We start from the raw sequence: 13,313 nt of genomic DNA on the forward strand, positions 1-13,313 counted from the left end.
TTCGTAGCGTTGCAGCGTTTAGGCCCGCTGTCTTTTGCGAGGCACGAGCTTCTTCACTTCGGCAATTAAATTGTGTGCAGTAAGTCCGACCTCTTCACGTTGTTCCTTCACTGATCCATGCTCAACGAAGTAATCAGGAATTCCCATCACATTAACATGTAAACCTGTGAAATGATTAGCTGCAAAAAACTCCATGACAGCACTGCCAAACCCGCCTTGAATCGCGCCTTCTTCCATCGTGATGATCGGTATCGATTCGTTCGCCAACTGGCGTAAATACGCTTCATCCAGCGGTTTAATGAAGCGAGCGTTCACAACGCGAAGTTTGATTCCTTCTTTGGCTAATTGCTCGGAAGCCTCTTCGGCAACCTGAACCATCGGACCAACAGCCAGAACAGCAGCATAATCACCGTCACGCAGCGTTTCCCAAGTCCCGATCGGAATTGCTTTTGGCGCCTCATCAAGGCTTGCTCCGACTCCACTATTCCGAGGATAACGATACGCAATTGGGCCTTCGTCATATTCAAGCGCCGTCTGCATCATATCCTGTAATTCTTTCTCATCTTTCGGCATCATCAACACCATATTAGGCAACGAGCGAAGGAAAGCAATATCGTATACACCTTGATGAGTTTCGCCATCAGGTCCTACAAAACCGGCACGGTCAATGGCGAAAGCCACATTCAGCTTTGGACGGCAAATATCATGGACAACTTGATCGTATGCTCTTTGCAGGAAGGTGGAATACACAGCAAATACCGGCTTTAATCCTTCACTAGCTAAGCCTGCGCATAAAGTAGCCGCATGCTGCTCCGCAATCCCTACGTCGATCATGCGGCTCGGGAATTGCTTGGCGAACTTAAGCAAGCCTGATCCCCCTGGCATCGCAGGTGTTACTGCCACGATACGAGAATCCTGTTCAGCCATCTGGATCAATGTGTTACCAAAAACCTCGGTATACATCGGAGGTCCAACTGATTTAAGCACTTGGCCGGACTCAATTTTGTAAGGTCCCGGTCCATGCCAGCTATGAGAGTCTTGCTCAGCAGGCGTGTAACCCTTCCCTTTGGTTGTGACGACGTGCACAAGTACGGGTCCAACAACTTTCTCAGCTTGCTTCAAGGTATCCAATAAAACAGGCAAATTATGTCCATCTACTGGACCGATGTAGGTAAAGCCTAACTCTTCAAACCAAACTCCGTTCAAAACAAAATATTTGAGACTGTCCTTCAGCTTCTCCGCTGTTTTTGCCAACGTGCCGCCAATGGCAGGTATTTTCTTAAGTAAATGTTCGACTTCTTCTTTTGCCTTCAAATAATGACGATCCGAACGGATCTTGCTCAAATAATTATGAATCGCCCCGACGTTGGGCGCAATGGACATTTCATTGTCATTCAGAATGACCATAATATTTTTCTTCTCATGACCAATATGATTCATGGCTTCAAGCGCCATGCCGCCTGTAATAGCACCATCACCGATGATAGCAACGACTTTGTTGTGTTCGCCTTTCAAATCGCGCGCCATGGCCATACCCATCGCTGCGGATAAAGAGGTACTGCTGTGCCCGGCTTCCCAGACGTCATGTTCGCTTTCAGATCGTTTGATAAACCCACACAAGCCTTTGTACTTACGCAATGTATCAAACTTATCCTTGCGGCCTGTCAAAATTTTGTGTACATATGCCTGATGGCCCACATCAAAAAGCAATTTGTCATAGGGGCTGTGGAACAAGGTATGTAATGCGATGGTGAGCTCAACCACACCTAAGTTCGAGGACAGATGTCCACCTGTAACGGATAACTTTTCGATCAGAAATTGACGGATTTCACCAGCCAATACCTCAAGCTCCGCCATGGATAACCGTTTCAAATCCTCAGGTCGATTGATTTGTTCGAGCAGCACGCTTGTTTCCTCACTTTCAATGTGAAAATACTGAGATTCATTTCACCATTATATCATAGTTTTGGGCAAATCGTGAAAATCCACCCTCGGTAACAACAAAATATGTAAAATTAACCTTTAATGATCTCTTTGCATTAAATAATCTGCAAGCTGGAACAACCTCTCCGGATTCGTAAATCCGCCTTGCAGAAGCGCTTTCTTGGCTTGTTCGGTCAATTCCTTAACCTTCATCTCTGAAGCTTCGAGCCCTATAAAATAAGGGTAGGTCACCTTTTGTTGTTTCTCATCACTCTTCACCGGTTTGCCAAGCTTGGTCTCATCCCCGATAATATCCAAAATATCATCTTGAATTTGAAAAGCAAGTCCAATCGCATTCCCGAACTCACTTAATGCAGCTAGTTGCCCTGTTGTGGCCCCGGCAATATGAGCTCCCGCCCGCAAAGAAAATACGATGAGATCACTCGTTTTATGCAGATGGATGAACTCTAATTCCTCAAGCTTCGTTAAGCCTTGTTCTCCAAGCATATCAGCTGCCTGACCGCCAACCATTCCCCTTGCACCAGCATAAGCAGCGAGCTCTTCAGTAATTGCAAGCACTCGTTCCGCCGGAATACCGTGAACTTTGTGAGCTTGCGTGATGCTAAAGAAGGCGTGTGTCAGCAGCGCATCCCCTGCCAGAATGGCCATGGCTTCCCCATATACTTTGTGATTCGTCAGTTTACCTCTGCGGTAATCATCATTATCCATCGCAGGGAGATCATCATGAATCAATGAGTACGTATGCACCATTTCAATCGCCAGTGCTGCGGGCAATGCCGCTGCCTGAGAACCCCCAAGAGCTTCAGCAGCTGCCAGAACAAGAATAGGCCGCAGCCGTTTGCCGCCAGCCATTAGGGAATAGTTCATAGACTCACGCAGGGAGGTTGGAACATTCCACTGCGCTGGGAGTGCTTGTATTAAGGCTGCTTCGACCATTTCAGCATTCGAAGCAATATATTCACGAATAGTGGACATTGTCTTCAACCTAATTCCCCTTATCTTCCAAGACAGGTTGGAAAGGCTTCCTGCTTACAGTGCCTGTTTCCCCTTCAACCAGCATCTCAATTTTCTTCTCGACTTGCTCGAGCTTCACACCGCACAAGTGAGAGAGCCTCACACCTTCTTGATAAAGCTCAATCGCTTTCTCCAGGGGCACGTCACCGCTTTCTAATTGCGCCACAATACGCTCCAACTGCTCAATTGCCAGTTCAAAGCTTACTTCCGTTTCATTCGTTGACATTATGGTTCTCCTCCATCCCCGATACTTGGCAGTCCAATCTGCCGTCCTTGAGGCGAATCTTCACATGGTCCCCAACCTTCACTTGGGTAACGGATCGAATGAGGACTTGGTCCCCCTCGTCATACGCCAAGCTGTAGCCGCGCTGCATGACCTTCAGCGGGCTGAGGGCGTCCAGATGACGGACGCTAGCTTGCCACTCCTGCTTCTTCGTACGCAGGAGGGTCTGCATGGCCGTAAGCATCTGCCGCCCCGAGGTATCGAGGCGCCGCCTTGCGAACACGGCCTGCTCTTTGGGATTGAAGCTGGACAACGTACGCTCCAGCTTCATATGCCGCTCCGCCAGCCGCTGAACGCGCTGGCGCATCCGGTAACCGAGCTGCTCCGCCAGCCGGTCGAGTCTTTCAGCAGGCTGCATCAGCAGCTGCCTGCGGGGGTTCGTCAGGAAAGGGGAGCGCTTCGCGCGCTCCAGCCGTTCCTGCTTGCGGCGCAGCTGCTGGAGCAGCCCGTAATGCAGGCGCTGCGCCTGCTGCGATAGCTGCTGCTTGAGCTCGGCGCGGCTTGGCACGGCGAGCTCCGCCGCCGCCGTAGGCGTCGGCGCTCTCAGATCGGCGACGAAGTCCGCGATCGTGAAGTCCGTCTCGTGGCCGACCGCCGAGATGACAGGAATCGCGGAGGCTGCGATAGCCCGCGCCACAGCTTCCTCGTTGAACGCCCAGAGCTCCTCCAGTGAGCCGCCTCCGCGGCCCACGATGAGCACGTCGGCTTCACCGAGCCTGTTCATCGCTTCGATCGCTTTGACGATCGAAGGAGCAGCCCCTGTACCCTGTACCAGTACAGGGTACAGGAGGATCTGCACCGACGGAAAGCGCCGCTGAAGCGTGATGATAACATCACGGATTGCGGCCCCCGTCGGGGAGGTGATCACACCGATCGCGCGCGGAAACCGAGGAATCGGTTTTTTGCGCTCCGCCGCGAACAGCCCTTCCGTTTCGAGCTTCTTTTTCAGCTGCTCGAAAGCCAAATACAAACTGCCGATGCCATCCGGCTGCATCGCCGTCACATAGAACTGGTAAGCTCCGTCACGTTCATAAACGGAAATATTACCTCGGGCGATCACTTTCGTGCCCTCTTTCGGAATAAATCCTAGCCTCTGGTTATGAGAGGCGAACATGATGCTCTTCAGTCTGCCATCGGCATCCTTCAGCGTAAAATACATATGACCGCTGGAATGATGAGTGAAGTTGGAAATCTCCCCTCGCACCCATACATCTTGAAGACGGTTGTCGCCTTCAAGCAGCATTTTAATGTAACGGTTTAAATCCTTGACAGAAAAGATCTTCGTCTCGTTTCTACCCATAAGCTCAGTTAAACACTCACATTCACTTTAGCGGCGCGGCTTGCAGCATCCACCGTATTGCGAAGCAGCATCGTAATCGTCATCGGGCCTACACAGCCTGGCACCGGTGTGATCGCGCTTGCTATTTCTTTTACCGCTTCAAAATCAACATCTCCTGTCAACTTGCCGTCAGCAGGACGATTCATACCAACATCAATGACAACTGCGCCTGGTTTTACGTGATGTGCTTTAATTAAATGCGCTTTACCTACGGCAACAACGAGAATATCCGCTTGCTTCGTGATTTCCTCCATGTTCGGAGTGCGTGAATGAACAATAGAAACTGTAGCATGCTCGCGCAGCAGTAACATAGCCATTGGTTTACCGACAATATTGCTTCTTCCAACTACAACAGCGTGTTTACCAGCGATCTCTACCCCAGTACGTTTCAAAATTTCGATAACCCCATGAGGCGTACAAGGCTTCATGCCGTCTTTACCAATCATTAAATTACCAACATTCACTGGGTGAAAACAATCCACGTCTTTCAGCGGGTCGATTTCATCAACAACAGCTTCTTCATCAATATGTTTAGGCAGGGGTGATTGCACAAGAATACCATTAATTTTGTTGTCGCTATTAAATTTGTGAATGAGTGCAATTAATTCTTGCTGAGTTGTAGCTTCAGGCAGACGGTGTACTTCCGAATAAATGCCTACGTCGTCGCATGCTTTTGCTTTATTTCTAACATAGACTTGCGAAGCAGGATCTTCTCCCACGATTACAACTACAAGACCTGGTTGATAGCCATCCGCTGTTAGCGCTGCAGCATCCTCACGAATTTCCTCACGAATAGAACTTACCAATTCTTTTCCATTAATAACTTGTGCAGACATGTTTTTTCCCCCTAAAAATGTTGTGAACATCATCTTCGTAAGCTGTTAATTTAAGTTGGTGTAACCTTACTTTTCAAATCTTCGACTTCTTTGATCATTTTACCAAGAACACCGTTGACGAATTTACCGGACTCATCCGTGCCATAGTGCTTAGCCAAATCAATCGCTTCATTCACGACAACCTTCGGCGGAACATCGTCTCTGTACAGCATTTCGTATACAGCAAGACGCAGCACTTCACGATCAATACGTGACAGCCTGTCCATTGCCCAGCCTTTCAAATATTCCTCAAGCAGCTCATCGATTCTAACTTTGTTGCTATATGTCCCCTCAACCAGCTCCATGATGTAAGCTGAATTAATTTTTTCGCCTTTGATATCCAATTGTGTTTCGTTGTCATTTTCCGCTTCGTGAACAGCCGCTTGGACAGCTTCCTGAGGGGTGGCCTCATTCATCTGGATTTGGTATAAACTTTGTATAGCAATTTCTCGTGCAACTCTGCGTTTCATTTTGTTCCTCCTAAGAGTTTTGCTTTAGCAAAACTGTCTTCGTAAGCATAACTGTGAGTTTTGCTTTAGCAAAACTGTTTTCGTCCTTCTAAGCTCTTTTTGTTAGTATACGTCATAATGGAGCCAATCCAAACAAAAAAATCCATGGATGTACCAGGGATTTTAGCGAAACATTCTCCATTTTTGCGTGAGATAGCGCCAAATGTCTTCAAGCATGACGAAACTTTCCTTGCGATCCAATTTGTTTCCGATATAAAATCCGACCAGTACAATGAATCCAAAGATCAACATATCCCAAAATCCAAAAAACAAATAAATGAAGCCGAAGAAAATGCCTGCTGCCACTCCGATCACTTTGCCCCTATGGGACTCCCACAGTTCATTCCACATGAGTGGGTTCACCTCTATTCGACTCGGCTTTTAAACGTTGGGGCTGATTGCACGATATTTGCTACGAATACGGTTACGGAAGCTACAGGAATGCCAGTAATGTCCTCTATATAACTTTTTACAGTACTTTGCATCTCTTCCGTGAGTTCTGGAATCGAGCTTTCTCCATCCACGACGGTTCTGAGGGTAATTTCAAGACCTGATTGGTTCACTCTTACACGTGCGCGGAGATCTTTGGCACCTTTCGTACGACCAGCAGCTTTCAAAGATAGATTCTCGACCGTTTCAATGGAAATGCGAATATCACCAAAATCCGTGCGTTGGTCAATCGATGGAGCCTGAGCGCGGCCGCGGCGAAGCGTTAAAATGAGGAAACGAACAGAAATTAACAGCATAACCACGCTAATAATGATGGCCGGATATGCATAATTCTTCTCGAAATAGAAATTATGTAACGTTTGTCCTGCTTGTTCTAACGGGATCCAGCTTGATGCTGTGAACAATACAAGGATAGATGCAACGAAAATAATTAGGCTATAAAGAAGCAGCAAGAGCCTGTCCACAATTTTACCCACGTAAGCTTGTCCCCTTCCTATAGTTAGAGGAAACCCCCTGCATGCTGTAGGGGGTTTCAATGATCCATATGGATGCAGCAATTCCGCCTTATTTCACTCGACCAGCAGCTGCTGTTTCTTCTTCAACCGGTTTTTCTGCCTGTTTAAAATGAACATCATGAATATGAACATTAACTTCAACGACGCTAAGTCCTGTCATTGATTCAATTGCGTGCTTCACATTCTGTTGAATGCCGCTAGCAACCTCAGGAATGCGATTACCATATTCAATAATGATGGAGACGTCAATGGCAGCTTCACGTTGTCCGACTTCTACCTTTACGCCTTTGGACAAGTTCTTGCGTCCAAGCAACTCAGCAATGCCGCCAGCAAGTCCACCGCTCATCCCCGCTACTCCTTGCACTTCCACCGTTGCCAAACCGGCAATGATTTCGATAACCTCGGGGGCAATTTGGATGCTGCCCATGTCTGTTTTGACGTAATCCGGAGCGATTGTGCTCATTGTGGCACCTCCTAAGAATTTTTGGATAAGCCATCCTTAATTTATTACTATACCATTTTGCCAAAAATATGACAAATAATTATCTATGAATCTGCATCGTTCACATCGTGCTCTTCCAAGAATTTAATATCATGGTCACCTTTGATAAACTTCTTGTGTTCAAGCAGTTTCAGATGAAACGGAATCGTTGTGTTTACACCATCAACCGCAAACTCCGTGAGCGCTCTTTTCATACGGGCAATCGCTTCTTCGCGCGTGCTTCCCCAGACGATAAGTTTAGCGATCATAGAATCATAGTGTGGAGGAATCGTGTAACCCGGATAAACCGCACTGTCCACTCGAACACCGAATCCGCCAGGCGGCAAGTAGAATTTCACTTGACCTGCTGAAGGCATAAAGTTCCGGTTCGGATCTTCAGCGTTCACACGGCATTCAATCGCCCAACCATTGATACGAACATCGTCTTGTGTGAAGGACAACGGATTGCCTTCAGCAACGCGAATCATCTCTTGGATGATGTCGATGCCTGTAATCATTTCTGTAACAGGATGCTCGACTTGAATTCTCGTGTTCATTTCCATGAAGTAGAAATTACCGTCAGGTCCAAGTAGGAACTCTAATGTTCCTGCACCCGAATAATTAACAGCTTTGGCTGCGCGAACGGCTGCTTGACCCATCGCTGCACGCGTTTCTGGCGTTAGGATCGGACAAGGCGCTTCTTCTACGAGCTTCTGTCTGCGGCGCTGAACGGAACAGTCACGCTCGCCTAAGTGAACAACGTTGCCATGTTTGTCAGCTAAAATTTGAATCTCAACGTGCTTCATGCCCGTTAAATATTTCTCCAAATAAATCCCGGCGTTGCCGAAAGCATTTTGAGCTTCTTGTTGTGCAGCCGTAATTTGCGAGACAAGCGTATCTTCGTTCTCCGCAATACGAATCCCTTTACCGCCGCCGCCAGCTGTCGCTTTAATGATAACAGGGTAACCGATATCTCTTGCGATGACGATTGCGTCATCCACGTTGTCAACTAACCCATCAGACCCCGGAATGATTGGCACTCGCGCATCTTTCATCGTTTGTTTGGCAACCGCCTTGTCACCCATTCGGCTAATCGCGTCCGGTGAAGGACCTATGAACGTAATGTTGCAGCTTTCGCAAATTTCTGCGAAGTCGGCGTTTTCCGCTAAAAATCCATAACCAGGATGAATGGCATCACATTCTGTTAGTGTAGCTACACTCATCAGGTTTGTGAAGTTCAAGTAGCTGTCCTTAGACGCAGTTGGACCAATACAATAGGCTTCATCAGCAAGTCGCACATGCAGCGCTTCACGATCTGCTTCCGAATAAACGGCTACCGTATAAATGCCCATCTCACGGCAAGCTCGGATAATACGAACAGCTATTTCTCCTCGGTTCGCTATTAGGATTTTATGAAATTTCATTAATTTTCCTCCTAAGAGTTTTCCGTTAGCAAATACTAACTTACTCCGGTCTCACCAAAAATAAAGGTTGTCCGTACTCAACAAGTTGACCGTTATCAACGAGCACTTCAACGATTTCACCTTTGATTTCAGCTTCAATCTCATTCATTAATTTCATAGCTTCAACAATACACACCACGGTTTTATCGCCTACTTTTTGACCAACACTTGCGAAAGGAGCAGCGCCAGGAGAAGCAGACTGATAGAAAGTTCCTACCATCGGTGAGACGATCTTATGTAAAGATGAGTCCTCTTGCTTAGCATGTCCAGCAGTCGCAGGTACAGAAGTTTCCAAAGCTGCAGCAGGCGCTGCGTGAGGAACACTTGCTTGACCGATCGGAGCATATGTGTGTTGAATTGGTGCAGTTACGTATACAGGCTCTGATTTATTCGGCTTGCGAATAGACAGGCGAGCACCTTCATTTTCAATTTCAAGTTCTTGTAAAGAGGATTGATCGACGAGTTTGATTAACTCTTTGATTTCACTCAATTTGAACATTCATGTCACTCCTTCAAAGTTGGTGAACCAGTAAAAAATGCGGTTTCATAGCCGCAACGTATGTATTATACCCATAAACGCAAGAAATGGAAAGAGTCCAGTTTTACCTGGACCCTTTCCAGTGCCCTTCCTTGCAGGGTTGGCAGCTCTTTTAAACTATGGACGCACGTATTGAATTTTGATGTTTTCTGGAGCTGCACCAAGCTCTTTGACAACCATATCAACGATTGTAACCCCTTGGCTTTTCTCCAATTTATCGCTTTGAACCGTCACTTTCCATTTGTTGCCGTCTTGATTAACGATCGCTTGAGGGAAGTCTTTCATCAGCACATCTTGCAGATTTTCAACTTTTTCTTGAACATCCGTCAATTTGGATAAATCATTCGTTGCTTTTGCCACAGCTTCAGGTGTCTTTTTCGTATCAATGATGATTTCCATCAAATCGGAGGATGCTTTGGCGAAATATTCACTTTGTTTCATTTGCTCATTCGTGAAAAAGTCGCTGGCCGATGTTGTTTTGGCTTGTTCCTCCATTTGTTTCAGCACTTGATCGTCCGTTTTTACGTCTGTTTTTGCATCTGTTTTCACATCAGTTTTGGCATCTGCTTTAACATCTGTTTTCGCGTCTGTTTTGATGTCTGTTTTTGTTGAACTTTGCGGAGTTGCAGCTTTCGTGTCGACTTTTGCATCGGTGCCAGTTGTTGCTTTTACATCTGTTTTCGCAGCATTTGCAGTGTCAACCTGAGCCATATCAATTTTCACTTCTTGGGTCTGTTTCGTCGTTTCCGTCGATGCCAGATCGAGTTTATTCACATCCTCGGTGAACAAGTAATACGCGGAAAGCACCACCATCAAGCTGAGCATAGATACGAGCCAAATTGTTTGTCTTTTTGCGTTCATTTTATATTCCTCCTCAATTTTGATTACCTATTGGATTTATTGATTTATTCCCCCGTTTTCCGGGGTAAAATGGAGATACGATTCACTGGGACATCAAGTCCGCGCTCGACAGCTTCCGAAATCATTTTCTTCACCGTCAGATTCTCAGCGCCCTTCGCGACAACGATGACCCCTCTGATCTTAGGCTTGATATATTTGAGCACAAGCGGCTTCTGATCGCCTGACACTTGATAGATAACCACTTCACCGCTTCGCGTGACCTGGGATATATTCCGAGTCGCCCCGCCATTGTCGCGTTCTGTCGTCATTTGCTGGTTATCATTGTAATTTTTGTCGACGGTCATTTCCTCCGTTGACTCAATTGTGACCAGTACTTCAACATCGCCAACACCAACGATTTTTTGTAAAATTTCTTTGAGCTGCGACTGGTACGCCAGTTCATATTCGTGAAAGGTCGAGTTTTCCTTGGATGTATTATTGAGAAATGTTTCTTTACTGGGAGGCGGAGAGGCTCTGCCCGCAGTGATGGGATCAACCTCTTTTACAGTCATAAATGCATTCATAATCATCAGCGCCGCTCCCATGAGTCCGATCATTATGACCCATAAGAGTGTGTTCTTACGTTTCGGTCCTCCCGGACCTCCGCCGAATTTGTTCTCCATCCATTGCAGCAATGTTCCCATCGATTCACCTCGCAATCCTTCCATTCCTTTGTTCAACTTGAATATCAATGCGTGCAGGTTCAACCAGCCAATTGCGCGTAATGCCTTGTTTCAGTCGTTCAACCTCCTGCTCGTAAGGTACTGCAGTCTGAACCGATGCCGTTGTTTCTTTCTCATCCGCTTTAATCCTTATCGGATCAATGGGCTTAACCGGTTCCATGACAGCAATACTTTTGGATCCAGCAGCAGGACTTGACTTGTTTTTGACTTCTATATCATCAAGGGTGACCCTGACTTTCGTTATGGCAGGCTTCCCATTATTGTCAATTTGCGCGACGACCTGAACGTCTTGGACGGTGAGGTCTGTCTGTTTCTGAATGTCGTCTTTCATCAGTCCGGCGAGCTGCGTCTGGATCATCTGCTGTGATTGCTCTTGACCCGCTGCTTGGAGCTTCTGAGCATCCTTCGTAATCACATCGAGTGATTTCATCCAGGGACTTCCTGCGCTACCGCTTGCTAACATCGTCTTTTCGTTTTGCTGCTTTTCCGCTTGAGTTAGCAATTGATCCACATCCCAATTTTTCTGAAACAGCTGCAAGACGGGTGTTAAAAGAGTTAATAAGATGAACAAGCTCATGACTGTTTTTACATAGCGCTGCATGGTGTTGCTGGGGAGTAGAAGATCAACGAAGGTAGCCAGCATGATGACCATGATGACTGTTTTCAGCCATCCGCCTAACCAGTCCATAGCGAATCTCCTTTCACCGCATCATCACCGAGACGTTACTGATGGTAATCATGATCGTTAAAGCCAGAAAGAACATTAAACTGACAGCAGCTAGAGCGGCGAAAACGTAAATCAAGCTTTTTCCAATCGTCTGCAAGCAAGCAATGATCGGGCTGTCTCCCAAGGGCTGCATAACTGCTGCGGATAAGTTGTAGATAAAAGCTAAAGTCAAAATCTTGATCGCCGGGAACGCGCACAACATGATCAGAATGACAACTCCGACAAGTCCGATCGCATTTTTCACGAGCAAGGAAGCGCCTATGACTGTCTCCGTTGCGTCGGAGAATAAACGCCCTACCACGGGTACAAAGTTCCCTGTGATGTATTTGGCTGTTCGGATGGCGACTCCATCTCGCACCGCACCGGCAGTCCCTTGTATGGAAATCACGCCGAGGAAAACAGTGACGAAGACCCCGAGCATGCTAAGACTGATTGTGCGAAGCAGGTTCGCCAGCTGGGTGACTTTGTATTTATCACTTAGCGAGCTCACAATGTGGAGAACGGCCGAAAAGAACAACAACGGAAAAACAAACACATAAATCGCCGTGCCCACCGAGTGAATCATGAAAACGATGAGTGGGTGCAAAATGGCTACTGAGGTTACATTTCCCATGGAAGCTAGCAGCGTTAGCAGCAAAGGCATGATGGCAATCATGAACTCGATCATCGAGGTAATTGCCGTTTTGGCATACCCGATTGCTACGCTGAAAGAATTGATTGCGATAATAATTAAGACCATGTAGGTAATGGAGTAGCCGAGCCTACTTACCGTGTTTCTTTCAAACGAGCTTTGCAGCGTTTCGAGAATCATACTGAAAATCGTCAGAATCACAATTGAAGCGAGCAGCTTGCCGTTAATGATGATTTCATGAAACACGTAGCGTAAAAGTCCTTTAAATATGCTCTTCATGCTGATGCCCTTGGTGCCTAAGAGCAATTCCATGAAGGTTGGTGTCTTGCTTTCGGGAAAGTAGCCACCGTAATCTTTCATGAGCTTATCCCAATATTGTTCGACAGGCTCCGTATTCAAATGTTCAGCTTGCTCCTTGATGATGGCGTCTGTCGGCGATTCGGCGGTCGTGAAGTTAGACATTCCTAGCCATAATGCCATTGTCATGATGAATAAGATGATCCAGCGGTTGTTCAGCTTCTGGTGCGAATAAAGTAGGTTCATTTGAGTCACTCCTAAATGATCATCTAAGCAGGGAGCAGCTTAACGACTGTCTCAATGATGACGGTAATGATCGGGATCGCCATCACCATAATGAGCACTTTCCCAGAGAGTTCGATCTTGGAGGCGATGGATTCTTGTCCGGCATCTCGCACGATTTGTGCGCCGAATTCAGCAATGTAGGCAACACCGATGATTTTCAGGATCGTTTTGAGAAACACCATATTGATATTTGATTTTTGCGCTAAATCTTCAAGCACCTGGATGACACTGGAGATTTTACCGATCAGAAACAAGAAAATCATGATGCCTGTAAAGGCGGCCAGCAAGAACGCAAACATGGGTTTCTGCTCCTTGATGATGAGCGTAAGTATCGTAACGATGAGCCCCAAGCCTACTATCTGGATGATTTCCATACGGC

The 13,313-nt window shown here is 46.8% G+C and carries 16 protein-coding genes; all 16 read right to left on the reverse strand.

From position 1 onward, the window contains the following. Positions 1-18: 18 nt before the first annotated feature. Positions 19-1,905, reverse strand: coding sequence for a 1-deoxy-D-xylulose-5-phosphate synthase (gene dxs, locus AC58UW_RS13180; RefSeq protein ID WP_497421084.1), 1,887 nt, complete (start codon positions 1,903-1,905; stop codon positions 19-21). Positions 1,906-2,022: 117 nt separating this feature from the next. Further along, the gene (locus AC58UW_RS13185) at positions 2,023-2,919 is read right to left on the reverse strand and encodes a polyprenyl synthetase family protein (protein WP_497421205.1); all 897 of its coding nucleotides are present in this window, start codon (positions 2,917-2,919) and stop codon (positions 2,023-2,025) included. 10 nt (positions 2,920-2,929) lie between these two features. Beyond that, positions 2,930-3,184, reverse strand: coding sequence for an exodeoxyribonuclease VII small subunit (gene xseB, locus AC58UW_RS13190; RefSeq protein ID WP_497367382.1), 255 nt, complete (start codon positions 3,182-3,184; stop codon positions 2,930-2,932). Further along, positions 3,171-4,541: an exodeoxyribonuclease VII large subunit gene (gene xseA, locus AC58UW_RS13195; RefSeq protein WP_497421085.1), complete on the reverse strand. Its 1,371-nt coding sequence runs from the start codon at positions 4,539-4,541 to the stop codon at positions 3,171-3,173. The genes xseB and xseA overlap by 14 nt, the downstream gene beginning before the upstream one ends. An 8-nt stretch (positions 4,542-4,549) precedes the next feature. Further along, positions 4,550-5,416, reverse strand: a complete 867-nt coding sequence (gene folD / locus AC58UW_RS13200) for a bifunctional methylenetetrahydrofolate dehydrogenase/methenyltetrahydrofolate cyclohydrolase FolD (protein WP_497421086.1) — start codon at positions 5,414-5,416, stop codon at positions 4,550-4,552. A gap of 50 nt (positions 5,417-5,466) precedes the next feature. After that, on the reverse strand, positions 5,467-5,925 hold the full coding sequence (nusB, locus tag AC58UW_RS13205) for a transcription antitermination factor NusB (protein ID WP_497421087.1): 459 nt from the start codon (positions 5,923-5,925) through the stop codon (positions 5,467-5,469). A 162-nt stretch (positions 5,926-6,087) separates the two neighbouring features. Further along, positions 6,088-6,315, reverse strand: a complete 228-nt coding sequence (locus AC58UW_RS13210; RefSeq protein WP_127449651.1) for a DUF2273 domain-containing protein — start codon at positions 6,313-6,315, stop codon at positions 6,088-6,090. 14 nt (positions 6,316-6,329) lie between these two features. Then, entirely contained in the window at positions 6,330-6,890 is a 561-nt protein-coding gene (amaP, locus tag AC58UW_RS13215; RefSeq protein ID WP_497421088.1) for an alkaline shock response membrane anchor protein AmaP, read from the reverse strand. Between the two features lie 88 nt (positions 6,891-6,978). Then, entirely contained in the window at positions 6,979-7,392 is a 414-nt protein-coding gene (locus tag AC58UW_RS13220; RefSeq protein WP_497421089.1) for an Asp23/Gls24 family envelope stress response protein, read from the reverse strand. 83 nt (positions 7,393-7,475) lie between these two features. After that, on the reverse strand, positions 7,476-8,834 hold the full coding sequence (accC, locus tag AC58UW_RS13225; protein WP_497421090.1) for an acetyl-CoA carboxylase biotin carboxylase subunit: 1,359 nt from the start codon (positions 8,832-8,834) through the stop codon (positions 7,476-7,478). Between the two features lie 40 nt (positions 8,835-8,874). Next, positions 8,875-9,372 (reverse strand): acetyl-CoA carboxylase biotin carboxyl carrier protein, encoded by a 498-nt coding sequence (gene accB, locus AC58UW_RS13230; protein WP_497421091.1) that lies wholly within the window; start codon positions 9,370-9,372, stop codon positions 8,875-8,877. Between the two features lie 156 nt (positions 9,373-9,528). Continuing rightward, entirely contained in the window at positions 9,529-10,272 is a 744-nt protein-coding gene (locus tag AC58UW_RS13235) for a SpoIIIAH-like family protein (protein WP_497421092.1), read from the reverse strand. Between the two features lie 44 nt (positions 10,273-10,316). Further along, a complete protein-coding gene (gene spoIIIAG, locus AC58UW_RS13240) occupies positions 10,317-10,979 on the reverse strand; it encodes a stage III sporulation protein AG (RefSeq protein ID WP_497367391.1) in 663 nt (220 codons plus the stop codon). Continuing rightward, positions 10,960-11,682 carry a stage III sporulation protein AF gene (gene spoIIIAF / locus AC58UW_RS13245; RefSeq protein WP_497421093.1) on the reverse strand — a complete coding sequence of 241 codons (723 nt, stop codon included), beginning with the start codon at positions 11,680-11,682 and terminating at the stop codon, positions 10,960-10,962. Before spoIIIAF ends, spoIIIAG begins: the two co-directional genes overlap by 20 nt. Positions 11,683-11,695: 13 nt before the next feature. Further along, complete coding sequence (spoIIIAE, locus tag AC58UW_RS13250) at positions 11,696-12,895, reverse strand: stage III sporulation protein AE (RefSeq protein ID WP_497421094.1); 1,200 nt, start codon at positions 12,893-12,895, stop codon at positions 11,696-11,698. Positions 12,896-12,918: 23 nt separating this feature from the next. After that, positions 12,919-13,308 carry a stage III sporulation protein AD gene (gene spoIIIAD / locus AC58UW_RS13255; protein WP_127449633.1) on the reverse strand — a complete coding sequence of 130 codons (390 nt, stop codon included), beginning with the start codon at positions 13,306-13,308 and terminating at the stop codon, positions 12,919-12,921. Positions 13,309-13,313: the final 5 nt, after the last annotated feature.

The sequence above is a fragment of the Paenibacillus sp. J22R160 genome (assembly GCF_059692135.1).